Here is a 17,922-nt window from a genome sequence, read left to right on the forward strand (position 1 = left end):
CGTCAATCGGCCGGGTAAATGTAATAATAGCGCTTGCAGTCTAAATCCAAACACTTGCTTTACGGAGCCATAATGCAACCTAGGAAACCACTCGTCCTGATGATTCTTGACGGCTGGGGCTATCAGAAAAACAACGCCCACAATGCTATCGCTGCAGCCAATACGCCGCAATGGGATGAATGGTGGCATACTCGACCGCATGTTCTGCTTGAGGCTTCCGGGCATGAGGTAGGACTTCCTGACCAGCAAATGGGCAATTCCGAAGTAGGGCATATGCACATCGGCGCTGGACGGGTCATTTATCAGGATTTTACCCGCATCAACGAAGCCATTGCCAGCGGGGAATTTGCCAGCAACCCCCTTTTTATTGACGTCATTAACGACATGAAAGCACAAAACAAAGCGCTGCATGTCATGGGATTGTTATCGCCCGGCGGCGTGCACAGCCATGAGCAGCATCTGTTTGCCTTCCTGCGCCTCTGTCACGAGCACCAGTTCAATCAGGTTTACCTGCATTTGTTTTTAGATGGCCGCGACACGCCCCCGCAAAGCGCACTGCAAAGCCTGGCTGCCTTAAATGCTGAGCTTGAACAGGCACCGGTAGCCACCATCGCCTCTCTCTGCGGCCGTTATTTTGCGATGGACAGGGACAAACGCTGGGAACGCATTGCCCCGGTGTACCGCATGCTTACAGAAGCGAAAAGCAGTTACCGTTTCACCACCGCCGAAAAAGCCATCCAGAGCTTTTATGATGAAAAGAAAACCGATGAATTCATACCGCCCACGGTCATCGGTGAAGGCCGCGCCATTGAATCGGGCGACTCCATTTTCTTTTTTAATTTCCGCGCTGACCGGGCCAGGCAATTGACGCAAGCATTCATTGATGACGACTTTGATGGGTTTATTCGTCAGGAACAATCGGTCCTGACCCATTTTGTCACCATGACCCGTTATGCCAAGCATTTTTTAACGGAGACGGCCTTTCCCCCCCTCACGTTGCGTAACACCCTTGGGGAAGTGTTATCCCGCCAGGGTTTAACTCAACTTCGCATTGCCGAAACGGAAAAATACGCCCATGTGACGTTCTTTTTTAATGGCGGCAATGAGCAGGTGTTTAGCAACGAGGATCGGATTCTTATCCCCTCCCCGCCCGTCGCCACTTACGATTTGGTGCCGGAGATGAGCGCACCGGAATTAACACGCACACTCATCGATGCCATTAAAAGCGATGCCTACGATGTCATCATCTGCAATTACGCCAATGCCGACATGGTCGGTCATACTGGCGACTTCCAGGCCACCGTTCGCGCCATTGAATGCCTGGATCAATGCATGCACAATGTGTGGCAGATTCTTGCCGAAGTGGGCGGCGCCTTGTTAATCACCGCCGATCATGGCAACGCGGAATGCATGTTTGACAAGAGAACCAATCAGGCCCACACGGCGCACACCAGCGAACCGGTGCCCTTTTTATACGTGGGTGCGGATTGGCATTTTAAACAAAACAAAGGCAGTCTGATTGACGTGGCGCCCACAATCCTGGCCCTGCTGGGCATTGACAAACCCGCCGACATGACAGGCTGCGCACTTCTGGTGGAAGACGATGTCAATTCGCATTAATTCGACAGGTGGCCGCCTTGCCATCGCCTTACTGGCTTTATTGCCTGTTTTTTCAAGCACGGCGGAAAATGCGCGCGTGACCCAGACCAAATCCCGGCTCAAGCAGCTGGATAATCAAATCAATAAGCTTAAACAAACCTTAGCCACCGCCCATGACAAACGCGGCACATTAACCCGGGAACTGGAAGGCACTGAAAAACAAATCGGCGAAAACGTCAGGCACCTTCGCAGCATCCAGAATAACATGGCCAGTAAACAACAGCGCATCCATGCCTTGCAAACGCATGTGAATGAATTGAACAAACAGTTGGCCGCTCAGCAACAGCTTTTGGCTCAGCATGTTCGAACACGATACAAGATGGGAGAATATCAGCCTCTTAAATGGCTTTTAAATCAGGATGATCCTTACACCGTCAGCCGCTTGCTGACCTTTTATCAGTACCTGGTTCATTCGCGTCAAGCCATGATTGATGAAATCGCCTCCACCAAGAAAAACCTGACCATCAATCAGGATAATTTAAAAACCGAACTGGCTGAACAAGAATCACTTCAACATAAACTGCATGCCCATCAGCAACAACTTGAACAAAACAAACGCTATCATACGGAAGTAATCCGCACCATTAACCAGGACATTCAAAGCAAACAGCACACGCTCACCGAATACCAGCGCAACAAGGACAATCTCTCACGCCTGTTGAAAACCCTGGCCACGGAAAGCATTGCCCGCCCCAAACAACCCTTTACGGTGATGCGGCATAAATTGCCGAGGCCGGTACAGGTTGCCCGCAATGCGGTGCAGCGGCTCAATCAGGGGGTGACATTTTTTGCCGGCGAAGGGACACCGGTTCATGCCGTCTACCCCGGCAAAATCGTTTTCAGCGATTGGCTTAACGGCTATGGCTTGCTCATGATTATTGACCATGGCCAAGGCTTTATGACCCTTTACGCACACAACCAATCCCTGTTTAAACACAAGGGTACTTACGTCATGCAGGGAGAGACCATTGCCGCCGTTGGCCACAGCGGCGGACTAAAACAAAACGGACTATACTTCGAGGTAAGGCAACGTGGTAAAGCTGTTCCTCCGCTTGATTGGCTCTCTTAACTTGCCCCCTGGCATCTATATTGCTTGCTTCATACAAAGCGGGAAGAGGTGGGCGCCCGCCGCGCCTCACAACTATCCAAGGAGAATACAATGCGTGGCAACCTGTTATCTGGTGCATTACTTACATTAGTCACAACAGCTTTTCTGCCTTTACCCGGATTCGCCGCGACGGAGGAGGAACCAAACAAGCGAATTCCATTGGAAGATGTACAACGTTTTTCCAATGCCATTGGCCAAATTAAAAAATATTATGTGAAACCCGTCGATGACAAGGAATTATTTGATAATGCCATCCGCGGAATGTTGAGCGGGCTTGATCCCCATTCCACCTACCTGGATGAAGACTCTTTCAAGGAATTGCAGACATCAACCAGCGGCGAATTTGGCGGTCTTGGAATTGAAGTCACCATGGAAGACGGCATTGTCAAAGTGGTTACTCCCCTTGTCGACACCCCGGCCTTTAAAGCAGGCATCAAGGCAGGAGACTACATCATTAAACTGGGCGCCAAATCCGTGCAGGGTATCACCCTTCAGGATGCAGTGAACATGATGCGCGGCAAGGAAGGAACAACCATTGATTTGACCATTCTGCGCAAAGGTGTGAATAAACCGCTCACTTTCTCGTTGATTCGCGAAAAAATTCTCATCAAGAGCGTTAAAAGTAAATTGCTGGATGACAGTTATGGCTATGTGCGTTTAACCCAATTCCAGGCGATGACCGCTCAGGACATGGAAAAAGCCATTGCCCAGTTAAAACAGCAATCCGGCGGTAAACTCAAAGGCTTGATCCTTGACTTGCGCAACAACCCCGGCGGTTTACTGGATTCAGCGATTCAGGTCTCCGATGCGTTCATTGATAATGACAAGAAAGGCAGCGAAGAAATGATCGTCTACACGCAAGGCAGACTGCCCGGCTCCAAATTCACGGCCCTCGCCAACCCTGGCGATATTTTGCAGAATGCGCCGCTGATTGTGCTCATCAATAATGGGTCGGCTTCCGCTTCAGAAATTGTGGCCGGTGCCTTGAAGGATAACAAGCGCGCGATCATTGTCGGGACAAGAAGCTTTGGTAAGGGATCGGTGCAAACGGTGTTGCCTCTGGACGAAAAACGGGCCATTAAATTAACAACCGCCCTTTATTACACACCATCCGGGGTGTCTATCCAGGCAAAAGGCATTACACCCGACATTATTATTGAAGAAATTGCTGTGCCCAAATCCAGTAAAGCCAAAGATTTAACCAGCTTCAGCGAAGCTGAACTGAATGGGCATCTGCTGAATCAAAATAATAATTCCAGTGAAAAAGTCGATAATTCCCACAAGGATGATCAAACCCTGTTGTATGAAGATTATCAACTGTACGCGGCTTTAACGATTCTTAAAGGATTGGCTGTCGCTAAAAATTAACCCCTGAAACAGGTCCACTCGTCGAACTGCGGGGACTTCCCTACCGGGATAACCCACCGCGGAACGATGAGAAACCTGAGTGATCTCAGATTCTAAACGCCTGTGTATCCTCTACAATATCAATTGGCTCTTCCACCTCTGCATTATGAATTTCCGCCTGATCAGCCTGGGCTATGTTCGCCTGGGCTTCGGCATGTCGGAATACAATAAAGTCTATACGTCGAGACAATGAGCCTTTGGCATTGGCCAACTTTATCTCTTTCAGTTCCCCAATCAACTGATCAATGCTGGAAATAACGCCGCTGTCAATTTTTTCCACAATTTGATTGACTTCATTGGTATGATGGCGAAACCAGTGGAAAGTAAATGCCCGACTCAGTCCGGAGTTATTCTTGGTGTAATCGTTTAACAGATTTCGGGCGGCAATCAGTGAGTCGTCTTGATCCAGTTTCGAATAAGAAGCGGGAAAGGTTTTTTGGATAAATTGTTCAAGCGATTGCTGCTCCCTCTGGATTGTATCGTTTTCCTGAGCCAATAAAACAAACCGTTGATAAAGACGATGAAACGCAACCGGATTGCGATCAAACCTTTCTTCCAACTCGGCTTGGTTGATACTTGAGGTAGCGGGGAGAACAGCCATCATTTCAGCAACTGCCGTTTTCTTTTCGGTATGGATTGTTTCAAATAACGAATTTAACGTTTTCTGCGCCTCAGCGGGGTTATTCAACAAATTGGCGGCTGCATCCTTGAAAATCCTATTACCACAATCACCCAGAGCATAAAATGCTTCATGGTAAAGGCTTTTATCATTAGGCTCTTTAAGCACCTCGATAAAACCCTTGATCTCCTCTGCTGTCACTGCCCCTTTCTTGCCAACCAACTCCGTTAATCTTTGAACAATGGAAGCATAAACATCATCTTTCTCAAAGGGAGTATTTAAATCAGCCTTGGCACGAGCCAATCCTTCTTGATGATGTTGTTGCTGATAAACCAGACGTTGGATGCGATTTTCTGCTTTTAAAGGTTTTATCTTATGTTCTGTCAAATCAGAAGCAAGAAGAGTAACACCCTGAAGAGGGTCATCAAATTTCAAAGGATTGTATTCGGACGAATGCAGAATACCGTGCCGCCCTTTCCAGGGCTTGTTACTGCTATACGAAAAGGGCGTGAGTGTTCCATCCTCCACCAGCACTTGTTTCTCGCCGGGGCCAGGAGCAATATAGGCCATTTCCACGCCTGCCTGTTCAAGGGCATGCCAAATATCCAGCATTAAATTTTTTAAATAATCGGCCTTCGGATAGCCGTTTTCATAAAAATCAGCTGGGTTATTCGGTGAATAATCCATGTAAACACAAATTTCCTTACCGCGCTGATCCCGATCAGCACCCTCAATAGTACCGTCCCAGCTGGACAACTGGTTATCCTCACCGGGGATAAATACCTTAAGGATTTTTTTGAAACTGGTGAAGTCTTCCTAAGGCTTCAGCGGCCTTTATTGCATTCTCATGGGTCGGTTTAATTGCTACTCGAAACTGCCAAAAAGGGTTCGCTTTTTTTTGGGGATCTTCGCTATCTGAGATGTTACCATCGACATGAAACCAACCGTTTTGAATTTTATTTAACCTTTCCGCCGATTTTTTAGTATACGACATGGAACAACTCCACTGACAAGGTAACCAAAATTATAACACATCGGTAAATTTACGCTCAGTTTACGAGCCATTTGCTGCTGCGCAATGACCTGCAACCAAATAGGAACTGCGGTAAACTATCCTTAACATCACGCCACAGGAAAACCATGGGCAATTTCATCAAAGGCATGCTTTATTTCATTGCAGGCTTAAAACGGCTATCCACTCCGGGCTTGCGCCGATTTGTTGTGCTGCCGGTTCTGTTTAATGTGCTCTTGTTTGCCGGCTTGTTTTATCTTCTTTATCATTACCTTCTTCCCTATGCCGACTACTACCTGGACAAACTGCCTTCCTGGTTGAGTTTTTTAAGTACCGTGTTTTTTATTCTGGTCGTGCTGAGCTTTTTTTTACTGTTTTTGATGCTGTTCACCGCCCTTTGTAACCTGATTGCGGCACCCTTTAACGGGTTATTGGCCGAAAAAGCACAAACGCATTTTTTTCAAAGCGAGGTCCCTTCACAGCCTTTCATGGTCATGGCCAAGCGCAGCATTAAACGGCAAGGGCAGTTTCTGCGTTATTTTCTGCCTCGCTTTCTGTTAACAGCGGCGCTTTTTTTCGTACCCTTTATCCAGCCTTTTTACCCGTTTATCTGGTTTACCTTCAATGCCTGGATGCTCAGCATGCAGTATCAGGATTTTGTCATGGATAATAATCTACTCACCTTTACCGCCATGAAGCAGCGTTTACAGCACAATCGTATGAAATCACTGGGCTTTGGCTTGATGATCAATGTCTTTAATTTCATTCCTCTATTCAATCTACTGACCATGCCTTCGGCAGTGATAGGCGGTGTGTTATTGTATGGCGAAGAACAAGCGGATGTGCACAAACGCTTAAATAAAAAACCCGCTTAACGCGGGTTTTAGAGGGTTATTTAGGGTGTGGTTTCGAAACCTGCTCCTCTGACTCCTCTTCCGTCGGAGAAGGGGAACCTGATCGCCCCCTGCCAGCAAAGAAAGGCGGGGTGGATTTTGAACGATAAAGCCCCTTGGGGTTTTCAGACGCTTCAATCGTACCCGGTTCTGAACCCACGGACATTAAAGGCGCGCCATCGGTCCAGGCACCGGTAGTGATTCTTGACTCCTGAGATTCCGAGGATTGCAGGCCCACCGATTCAGTCTCCTCCTCCTGTTTACCCAGGTTCACAACGGCATAATTTAAAAACACTTCGTCGTTTTGAGCGTTTTGGTAACCCAGAGACTCCTTACCCACCAGACGGGTGAATTGGCATTGATTTTCATCCAGACCTAATTCGGCGGCGATTAAAGAACGAGCGCGTGCCTCAAGCCCTTCTTTATTTTGAATGGTTGTCTCGATAGTGCCTTCCTTTCCTTCAAGCGCAAATCGAATGATTAGTTTCATTTAAGCCTCGTTGACATGTAAATTCTGAAATTATACCATTAGTTCAAATTTTATTCAATAAGACTATTTTTGGGAACCATGCATGCCCCTTTTCAATCGCAATTGTTTATAAATCACACAATTAAACGGCTTTGTTAATATTTAAGTAAGGTATTTATGCTATTTTGTAACTAGATAATATTAAATCAGTTGGTCAAGCCATGTTTTTTGATACGCCTGATACAGAAAGTCGCACTCACCTGTTAATTTCGAGAATGGTGCAATTGCAGCAAGCCATTGCTCAAAATAAAATATCGCCTGAGGAGCTGGCAACGATCGCCCGCTTATCACCCGCTACGCTGGAAAAAAAAACACGCGATTTAAAAAAACTGGATACAGCCAATCCCCTTGATAATGCCATTAAAACCTTATTGGAGATCTTGAATCAAGCCGATCCGGGCCTGATTTACGCCGACGCAAAGCTGATTGAAGGCCTAAAACGCTTTGACACCGAACACGCCGATTATTTGCCCTTAAGCCCCCTGGCCGTCGAGAATGAGCAAACATTGGCCATTCATCTGTCGGATTTTGCTATTTTTTATGATGTGTTTATCCAACACATGCAAAGCAACAAAATACCCGGCGACCTGGGGGACACGTACAACCTGACCCTGGATACGCTGGCTGCGAGAACCCGGTGGCTTCAGTGGAAAAGCGAACGCCCGATTCGCATGAACTTCAATGCTGAACGCGCCGATTACCCTGGTCTGTTTGAAAAATTCCTTGCCGGCAGGTTAAGGAAGGATGAATGGCTGACGGATGTGGACATTCAGCGTCAGTTAAAGATTTTAGGTACTCCCGACTGCCACATCATCCCGTTCACCGAAGACGATCTCGGCTTGGCGCTGCATTTTGCCAGGGAACAACATCAACATGACGAGCCACTCACACCTTACGTCATCCCTTTGATTGTTAACCTGGGGGAAGATGGCCATAGCCGCATTGATTCCCGCGGAAACCATTGGGCTCGTATCCTCGTGGAGGTCGACCCTACCGACAAGCCTGTAAAAATCAGGGTGAAATACACAGATGAACTGCAACTGCATGAGGCGTCCAAGAAAAAAATTGCCGCTACGTTAAAAAATGCCTTGAAATACCATAACCAGATTGGCAGCTACGCCAGCAAAGACACAGTAAAATTTTATACCGCCTTCCCTGATTGCACAGACCCTGAGATTACCGTGACCGGCACCCAGGAGCAACGTGACGGGTTTACCTGTGGATACCGCGCATTACGAGGAATCATTCAGGATCTCATCGATGCAGGCGTCATTCAAAATCATGGGATTTATCAGGAATTCACCGAGTGCAAGGATGCCTCAAGCCTTCGCGACTTCGTCTACCGCTCCTTATTGGGTCAACAGCTCATCAGTCAGGAAATGAGAACCGCCTTAACTTCACTGGTTTCGGAAAGTGATTTTGAGGAACAGGATGCGGATCAGTACAGGGTCAAACCGGTCCTGGTGGAAGGCCAATTGCTGGCGTTTGCCCTGAATCGGGGCAGACAACCCGTCCCCAAAGGAAAATTAGACAGCAAGCACCTTGAAGCCTTGGTGGTTTTGAATACAGACAAAGCCAGACTGAAGGATTTGCCCGCCATAAAAGCCGTTGCCCAATCCCAGGGTAACCTGACGCTGAATTTGGAAGAAATCCTCACTGATCAGGAAAATGCTGAGCTGGTCCTTGATGTTCTTTTCGAAACCATTGGCAATAACGCAGCGCTTAAACAAATTACACTGACCGGTACTGAGAAGCTTAATCAGCAGTTTATAAAGGACAATATCGATAAATTAACCCTTGGCATTGAACTCGTTGCCGAGGATCCGGTTTTAAGCGATTACTTAATGCTGGTGAACACTCGCAATGCCTTATTGGCCCATTTTAATATAAAACCCAGCGCACAAAAGCTCCCTTGGGATGCTCTGTTTGAAGCGATGTTATTTCAAACGCCTGATAAACCAACCCAGGGGCGATTTGAATGGTTTGTGGGCTCACTGTCGTTAGCGGATAAAAACGCCCTCCAACTCGGTACCCCCGGCTTTGTGAAGTTGCTAGAATACATCGCTAATAATCAAAGCCGTTTTGAAGACGGGGCTTTCGATTACCACACATTCAGCATGCGCGACGCCCAGGCCTTAGGCTATGTGATTACCGATCTGGGCATGCTCACGGCTTTACGCGATCATTTGCAATCCGCCACCCCGTTTCTCCCGTTCAGGCAATTCAGTTTCGCCATTACCGATCTAAGTCATATTGACCAGGACGCGTTGCTTGATGTCCTGAGCGATATCCTAAGGCGCATGCCGCCTGAAGGCATTCAACGACTGGAAATCGTCAGCTCCTCACTCGCGCCATTGAAACCAGAAACGGTTCAAGCCTTAATTGATTTAATCAGCGCAGGCCCTTATGCCACCGTCATTACCTTTTCTGCACCGGACAGAACGCCATCAAAAATCGCAGACAAACTGGAAGAACTTGAAAATGCCGGCTTGAAAAACCAGAAAAGGGGGCTCTCTTCCAGGGAACATGAAAAAACAACTGCTCGAGCAGACGTGCCGAACGTCACCTTAGGCAAAATCGGCAAGGCCATTTTTCAGGGTGATTTAGGCACCCTCTCCACCGAAATTCAGGTGCAACAACAGCAGCAACAGCAAGTTCAACAACAGGTGCAAACGTCCTTGGATGACAACAACCTGCCGGAAGAAGACGAGGTTGAGGACGAATTATTCAGTATCTATACCGGGGCTGACGAGTTACTAACCCGAGGCACCATTGGCAAGCTCGAGGAGTTCATTAAAGCCCGCCATCCCCATCTTAGTCCCGAACAGTGTTGGGACATGATTACCGGCGAAGAGGCAGGTCTTTTTAAATACGGCATCAAAAAAATCAGTGTGTCGGCCGCGAGAATGCTGATTGAACACCTGCAGGATGTGCAATACGGTTTACACCCTGATAATCTGCCTCGCGGGTTTGAACTGCAAAACGACGCAGACGGCAACGTCGTGCTCGCCTATTCCGCGTTTGATGCTGCAATCAATCCCAATGAATCGCCCTTAACCATTCAGTTTTCAAAGCCGCTTTTGCCCAACGACTGGGCGGGAAATGCCTTGCAGTTCATCAACCATGAACAGGCTAAACATTTATACGATGCGGTGATTGCCAAACTGAAAGCGCCGCGTCCCTCGCTTGAAGACTGCATTCGCCACTTTTTCTACCTCAAAGACGACACGGTTAAACTGTCCATCCAACAGCGTTTGACCATTTTGCAGGCTTTCATTTCCGCACAGGACCCTGAGGCCGCTGGTAAACTACAGGCGCTCCTGCAAGGCGTGTTTGGCAACACGCTTACCGAAAAAAACATCAACGCGCTCAGTGAGGTCTTTTTTGACAAGGGCGTTCCCGGCCTTCTTCAGTTACTGAGCACCCTTCAGGAACTCAAAGCCATCAAGGGCGATGCCTTTTTTGCCAGTTTCAAAGCCTGCTTTATTGATTCATCACAAAACCTCAATGAGTTGCTTCAGGAAAACAATTTAGCCGCCATCCAGAAATTAATGGCCTTTTCCACAGCCCAGGCCACCTGGTGGCTGGCGTTAACGGAGCAGCATACCAGCAACATTGGCTATTCTCCCGACCCTAAACAGGCAGAAGAAGACGGGTTTACCCATGTGAAGCAGGAACGCCATCCCGGCGCCCGCTGGGCCAATCTGGCAGAACTGGCTGAGGGATTTTCCTACTTCTGTGGCCAGCTGGAAGAGGTAAGCCCGGGCCTTCATTTAACCGAATACTGCCCGTTCCTCACCGGCGTGGCCGACATGCGCGTCGCACTGGATCGATTGCTGTCAGTCATCCTCCCGAATGCCCATGATATCAATGAGCAGTTTTATGAAGCATTACCCGGTTTATCCCTGAATGGCCTCGGTCCTTTTTATGCCTCACGATACGAAGGATATAAACTGGTCACTCCGTCCATGACGCTCAACCTGGGCAGTTTCACCGGGAAAGCGAAACTGGATGTCCGTTTTTCAGAAAAAGGCTTTGTTTATCGCTGTGATAAAGTCAACATTGGCGCTAATTTAGCCGATGGGGCCGTCGGTGATGACAGCGCTAAACAACTGGCCATTTTTTTACGTTACATCGCCACGTTTAACCATCGTGCGCCAGTTAAACGGTATCAGGAAGCCTTTGAGCTGATTGATGATAATATTCAAAACAATAATTATTTCAACGGCAAAGAATCGCTTTTATTGCTCATCGCCGTGTTTGGCACCGGTAAACGCGGCAAACAGTTTCAAAAAAGCGATATCAAAACCCTGGTGAACTGGATAAACCTGTACAAAGACACTTCCAAAGATGAAAACTCATTCCAGTTGATGAACATTCGGGTGATGGTCAATGCCTGGCGTGGGATGCGCATGTCTCCGATAAGGCCCACCCTGGCGGAGATCGTGACCATTTCCAAACAAGCCCAAAACACGAAGCAACCGGCCCAGGTCATCAGCATGATCCAGGAATTGGTTGCAGCGTATGATGAGGATGCGCAGGATTACATTGAAACACTGACCCTCCTCTGTCAAAACCCGCGCGCAATAGAACTCTCGCTTTTTCAAGAGGTTATGCGCGAACTGGAAGGCCTTAACAACAGAGAGTTGAAAAAAATTGCCGATGCGAAGGCTCAGGTTCTCACCGATCACCGCAGTCTACGCGTAAGCACAACCCGACTGATTGCTGTCTGTACCAATGAAGGCCTCGATGAAGAAAACGCCGATAAGAAAATCAGAGAACTTTATGAAGCGGTTACTCAATGCCTGAATACACACGGCGATCAGACAACCCATGATCTGTTGGAACTGCTGGGCCATATTGATGTGAAATCAAAGGCGCTGCCGAGCCTCGATCAACTCATTGCCATTGTCAGGGATGTCGCGGCGAAAGAAAAACCGGAATACAGCACGCTTGAACAAACCGTCAAGGCAGCTCTGCCCAAAGATTGCACGATTCAATTGGAGCAAGTCATCGCAGCGCCCGTTGAAAGCGGTGGCAATTTACAGACGATCATCGCCAAATACATGAGCGAGATCCTCAATGAACTGGCAAGTTTTAAGGGGCTTATCGAGAATGAACTGGGTGAAGGCTTCTTTAAGATGCTTGCCACTCCCGAAGGCCCTCACGCCTTAATCAAAGGCCTTAACAAAATGGGCAAGTTCTCAGGTTTTCTTGGCGATGTCGTCAAAGGCAAAATCACCGGCGTCATGACCAATGTCTACAACACCGTCATCAATGACGGCATAGCCAATGTCGGTATCAGAGACGAGGCCACGCGTGCGCGCCTCGCCAAAATCATCAATAACAAAATGAATCATCCGGTTAAAAAAGCGGATTTTGACGCCTTTATCGGGCTTTACGCCGGCGAATTGGATAGCTTAAGCAAGCTCCTCGGCGATTTGCAGCGCATTCATAAAACCTGGCCTTCGGACTTAAGATCCGTCATTGCTGCGTTTGATGAAAGCCCGTCACTGAAAGAGTACCCGCTGGTATACCTTGCTAAAATCACGGGTGCGCTCGTATCGGGTTTTAATCCCAATGATCCCTTCCCAACCAACTTACTCCGCCAATTCCTTGCGTTTAATGATCCCTCAGAGCAGACATTGAAGGCGATAGCCGCGCTCATTGACACGGTATTTGACCCTGACAAACAGAAAACATGGAGTGATCAGGAGAAACAGGCCGTCTGTGAGTTGGGGCTTGCCTATTGCCATCGAAAACCGGATAACATCCTTAATTATTTGACGGCCATCCTTGAACTTCGCAGCAACAACAGTGAGTTATTTATCCAGAAACTGCATATTCTCGCTGCTAACCAGGATATCGGGCTAAAAGGACTCATCAAGAACATTAATCTTGTTGAAGGATTGAACAATCCGGCTTTGACACAATCCGTTTTCTCCTTTTTCACCCAAAGTAAGGCCGCTGACTTCTCCGCCTTTATCGAAGCCGCCAACGACCTGGATCAGGTTAAAATGGCCCTGATCATGAGCATCGCCTTGCGGGCTGCCGAAAAAGAGCAGGGCGAACTGGATTCGAAGTATGATCAGAAACTCCTTGTGGATACGGTAAACCAGCTAAAACAGGTCGATGCGGAAACCCTTAAACAGCTCGGCGCTCTTTACAGTACCCCCACTTACCCGAGGCTCTCGGAACTGGCCCAGATTACCTTATCCGTATCGCCTGATATGGACGCGCTTAAGAGAAAATATGATCTGGATCCTTTTGGCAAACGCGACACGGCGAAAACCCTGGATGAGCACTTTGATGCCAGTGAAGTGATCAATTACCTCAACAATCTCCAGGACATGAACTACGGTCGTCCGATGCTGCTTAGCCAGCGTCAACAGCTGCAGAAGTGGTTTTTGTACATTAACGGTATTGGCAAAGACTTCGGTATTCCAATCATTGAAAATGGCAAAACCTCCGCTCAACTTAAAGCCGTCAAGGACATGTCTCATAAAGAGATTCATGACCTTCTGGATTATTATAAAAGTCGGTTAAAAGAAGGCAGCGGAGCGACGGATGACCAGCGTCTTAAGGCCAGACTGGAAGTCATCGCCTTGCTGCGTGAAGTGATGTATCGCGCCACAGGCAACATGCCACGACCAACCCAAATCATGTATCTGCTGCTTTCCATGCAGACCAGTCAGAATCTAGTTGGGGAAATTAAAACCGGTGAAGGGAAGTCCATGACCGCCGCCTTAGCGGCTGCCTTGGCCAATCTCGAAGGCAAAACCGTTGATATTTGTACAGCGAACAGCTTCCTGGCATCTGAAGGATTGGAAGAAAACCACGCATTCTTTAACTACTTGGGCATGCCGGTGAAACTCATCACGGCCAAATCCGGCTTTGATGATTACCAGGCCAATGCCATACACTACTCCAGCATGTCCGATGTGGCGCTCTACCGCTCCAAGATGCAGCTGGAAGGTAAAGTGTTCCCCGACAATTGTGCCTTGATCGCCGATGAAGTGGATTTTTCCACCCTGGATGACAGCACCCGTTATCGTTACGCCACGACGCTTGATGCCAGCACTGATCCGTATAAAAGCCCCTACACCTGGATTTATGAAGCCTTAATTAATTTTACTGATGCACAGACCATCCCCCGAAGTGATGCCGATCTTCAAGCGCTGGCCAAAGCCTGGCTCAGAAATGCGGCCAAATCCAAAGAAGAAAAGCAGCAGTTGAAAAAACTCGAAGAACAACCTGAACTTTACCAGAAACGCCTAGAAGGCTGGTTGATCGCCGCTGGAAAAACCAAACACTTAATCGACCAGGAAGAAACCAAATTTAGAGTCGTGACCCTCGCGCATCCGAAGTTCGGTCAGGTCTCCAAAGCCTGTATTCTGACCGGTGGACGGCCTAATATTGATGCCGAATTCAGTAATGGCATCCAGCAGTTTCTGCATGTTCGCCTGCGCCAAAAGTACCGTGATGCCATAGACGATGGCACCAAGCCCGATTTTCTGGTTGAGCCTGAAAAAACCTACGTGACCTCGTTAAACAGTCGCTTGTTAATGAGCACTTATCAACGGATCCTGGGGATGACCGGAACGGCAGGGTCGAAGAAAGAAATCATTGAGCAATACGCCAAATACGGCTTTCGCTTTGCCGGGATTCCAAAATTCACCAAATCCAATCTGCGGCATTTAGACCCCCTGCTCACCCAGGCTAAATACCTTGATGATCCGGAGGCGGAGGAGCAGGAGCACATTCAACTCATCGTCAAAGACGTTTTGCGGTATATTCGCAGTCAGCCCGATGGGTTATGCGGTCCTGTATTAATTCAGTGTCCTGATAAAACACAGGGCGAGAAAATTTATCAGGCGCTGCATGACGCCATTGAAGCCGCCCCTGAAAAATACAAACATAAGCTAAACCCTGATTTCCTGCAGCGTTTTTACAGCAGTGAAAAACCCACTGCCAAGGAGCGAAACGACGAAGAAAAACTATTTAAGGATAAAGCGGGGCTGGATGGCGTCATTACTATTTCGTCGGTTTTTGATCGCGGCACCGACATTAAACCGACTCACGCCAATGGCCTTTACGCCATTCAAACCAGCGCGGATACCGCTCCTCATTCCACCGAAGATTTAGAGCGGGCTTTACAGCAAAAATCCGGCCGGCCGGCTCGTAAAGGGCAACCCGGTTTTACGCGCATGATTCTTCGTCGCAGCGAATTTAAAGAAGTCTATGCGGATTCGCCGAAAAAACTGCGTAACCTTAAAGAAACAATTCAGGAAGTGGAAAGAGCCATTGCCCTGTTGAACAACATCCGCAATAAGCCGCGTTCAGAAGACCGGGATTTGCGCGAATCGTTTGATGGCATTAAGGATCTCATTTATCAGGAGTTCTTCAATTTTATCACCCAGATTCATGCCACCTCCGCTACGAAAGCCAGCAAAAAGGCGATTATCAATCAATTACTGGGGCAATGGAATGTACTCCTTGGCAACATCGATAATTATTGGGAAACATTGGAGCATAACCCGGCTCTGCAAGGGAAAAATACCGCGAAAATTACCCGTCTTGCTGAATTTGCTGCAAGAGAATGGAATGAGTATGCGCAACAAGACGGCATGCTGAGAGCCCATTTGCTCAAATGGGCAACACACAACAAAATTACCATTGACCTCCCCGAAGAAAGGACGCTGGATGACATCGGCTTGATCGATCAGATTACCATCCGACATGCGCCTCTGGGTACGCATTACGTGAAGCGAACCCAGCTTCACGGTCAATTGTTCCCTGTTGCACCCGCAGCGGTTTACGCCGATATGATGGACATAGAGGCCGACTCGACAACAGAATTGAAGACTGTGGCTGAGGACGCCAGAAGTCAGGCAATCACTGCCGTGATTCGGCGACAATTGGAATGGCTCAGTACCCCGGCCTATCAACAGCAGTTAGCCGGCAAATTCACGCTCGACGCGGCTGCTCCGTTAAAGGATAAAGTTCAAACAATCATGGCGGCCATGCTTTATCTCCGTTATAAAGCTTATCGTTCAGGTAACTCGGTGGGCTATGCCAGATTCAGCAACGCCTGCGAAGAATTTATCAATCAAATGATCTGGAGCAGGTCAGACCAGTATATTGAAGCCGTGGCCAAGGCTCAGCAAGAACATTTTGTCATTTTGACCGCCCATCGCGGCGAGCATGAAAAGCAGAAAACATTGTATCTGCCCGTGATAATGGCAGAAAACCTCCGGCTCCTACCCGAATCCACGGGCAAATGGAAAAAAGACTCCTTCGCGCACTGGTGGGCCGAGTCTCCTTCCAATATGCGTGGTCAAGCCATTGAATGGCTGACCTCTTACCGTGATCATTGGTGGAAACGCAGCTGGGTTAGCGGCGATCGCAAAGACATTGTCACAAAGCTTCTGCTCGATTTAAATAACGACACGTTAAGCGCTGCCGAGATTTTACAGGCTATTCACCAAGCAAAATCACAATTGCTCAGCGATGACATAAAGCACAAACGCCATTTAGGCAGCGGTTCAAACGGGCGTTTGTATAACTATTTAAATGAGCTTGAAGTCAGGATTCACGCCGCCATGCCGCCTGAAGAGATTGACGCCAATAGAAAAACCGAGTTTGATGCCGTAGCGGATGTGCTGGCAGCGTATGTTGATAATGAGCGACTCCCTGCCCAAAGCAAAGAAAAGGTTAAAAAATTATCAGAATTTTTAACCGCTTACCGCGCAGTGAATCCGTCCAATAAAAAGAACAGTCTCATCATTTATAAACAGCTTCTTGATTTATTTGAGTACATTGCGTCTCTCCCTGGGGAGGATGAGGATTTACAGGCCTTGCAGGAGTATTGCCGCTATGCAAGAAATCGACTGGTTTATTATTTTTACCAGGGAGAAGAATCCAGCACATTGAACAGGCCGCGTTCAATTGAGGTATACCAGGCGTTAACATACGCCGGAACCGCCTTTTTCCATAATCAGACGGGCAATGAGAAACCGCCGGTACTTCAGCTGCCTCCAAAGCAATTTAAGTACACGAATCAGACGATTGAGTTTGTTTCAAAGGATCCCCAGGTGATCAATCAAGGGATGCATTACCCGTTTTTCACCCAGGTAAACCAGGCGTCAACGTACAGGGAATTAATGGCCTACCTTGAACGATTCATCGTGGAAAAATCATTGCAGGACACCCGCATTCAATTTAAAAAAATAGAGCTTGGTGATTGCGCGCTTTTTAATCCTGGATTTACACTGACAGTTCATGCGCTGATTGATGACAAGCCAGTCGAGGTCGAATTTAATCTGGATATGAAATCGGGCGCCATGTACGCCCCCATGGAGTCACTTTATGAACTGGACGAATCCCTGGATCACGATAAGGAATTAAAGGAACTGACTGAACAAACAGAAGCCATCAAGTCTCGTTGGGCGCAACAGAAGTCGGAAGGGGTGGTGCTGCTTACTGAAATCAGAGAAGCGCTGGATAAGCTTAATCCCTCCGTGAAAGAGCAGGTCGAAGAAGACTACAAAGTGGCTCGCGCTGAAGCGAATTTGCAGAGTGAAGAGCGACCCGACCCGAATACCTATTTTGGCGAGCGATTAAAGGAAATTAAAAAACAAGAGCACTTTTCACCGAATAAATTACCACACAAGTCTTGATTATTGTACAATTTTT

The 17,922-nt window shown here is 47.9% G+C and carries 8 protein-coding genes; 5 read left to right on the plus strand and 3 right to left on the minus strand.

The genetic code is table 11. The annotated features are described in order from the left end of the window. Positions 1-72 precede the first annotated feature (72 nt). The 3 genes from gpmI to DYE45_RS11735 all read left to right on the plus strand — a co-directional run bounded on the left by gpmI (position 73) and on the right by DYE45_RS11735 (position 4,135). Positions 73-1,620: a 2,3-bisphosphoglycerate-independent phosphoglycerate mutase gene (gene gpmI, locus DYE45_RS11725; RefSeq protein WP_108293025.1), complete on the plus strand. Its 1,548-nt coding sequence runs from the start codon at positions 73-75 to the stop codon at positions 1,618-1,620. Continuing rightward, positions 1,604-2,728 (plus strand): murein hydrolase activator EnvC family protein, encoded by a 1,125-nt coding sequence (locus tag DYE45_RS11730; protein ID WP_115300930.1) that lies wholly within the window; start codon positions 1,604-1,606, stop codon positions 2,726-2,728. The genes gpmI and DYE45_RS11730 overlap by 17 nt, the downstream gene beginning before the upstream one ends. Positions 2,729-2,818: 90 nt before the next feature. Continuing rightward, positions 2,819-4,135 (plus strand): S41 family peptidase, encoded by a 1,317-nt coding sequence (locus tag DYE45_RS11735; RefSeq protein ID WP_108293021.1) that lies wholly within the window; start codon positions 2,819-2,821, stop codon positions 4,133-4,135. 85 nt (positions 4,136-4,220) lie between these two features. On the opposite strand, the gene DYE45_RS11740 is transcribed toward DYE45_RS11735, so the two are convergent. Together DYE45_RS11740 and DYE45_RS11745 are read right to left on the minus strand one after the other, a co-directional pair. Continuing rightward, positions 4,221-5,549, minus strand: a complete 1,329-nt coding sequence (locus tag DYE45_RS11740) for a DUF5617 domain-containing protein (RefSeq protein WP_115300931.1) — start codon at positions 5,547-5,549, stop codon at positions 4,221-4,223. A gap of 28 nt (positions 5,550-5,577) precedes the next feature. Then, positions 5,578-5,787, minus strand: coding sequence for a hypothetical protein (locus DYE45_RS11745; RefSeq protein ID WP_115300932.1), 210 nt, complete (start codon positions 5,785-5,787; stop codon positions 5,578-5,580). A 146-nt stretch (positions 5,788-5,933) separates the two neighbouring features. Here DYE45_RS11745 and cysZ point away from each other — a divergent pair, with 146 nt between their 5' ends. Continuing rightward, positions 5,934-6,680: a sulfate transporter CysZ gene (gene cysZ / locus DYE45_RS11750; protein ID WP_115300933.1), complete on the plus strand. Its 747-nt coding sequence runs from the start codon at positions 5,934-5,936 to the stop codon at positions 6,678-6,680. Between the two features lie 16 nt (positions 6,681-6,696). On the opposite strand, the gene DYE45_RS11755 is transcribed toward cysZ, so the two are convergent. Further along, a complete protein-coding gene (locus tag DYE45_RS11755; protein ID WP_115300934.1) occupies positions 6,697-7,188 on the minus strand; it encodes a hypothetical protein in 492 nt (163 codons plus the stop codon). 200 nt (positions 7,189-7,388) lie between these two features. Between DYE45_RS11755 and DYE45_RS11760 the strand changes: the two genes are divergently transcribed. Further along, the gene (locus tag DYE45_RS11760; RefSeq protein WP_115300935.1) at positions 7,389-17,906 is read left to right on the plus strand and encodes a preprotein translocase subunit SecA; all 10,518 of its coding nucleotides are present in this window, start codon (positions 7,389-7,391) and stop codon (positions 17,904-17,906) included. Positions 17,907-17,922: the final 16 nt, after the last annotated feature.

It is taken from the genome of Legionella taurinensis (assembly GCF_900452865.1).
Lineage (GTDB): Bacteria > Pseudomonadota > Gammaproteobacteria > Legionellales > Legionellaceae > Legionella_C > Legionella_C taurinensis.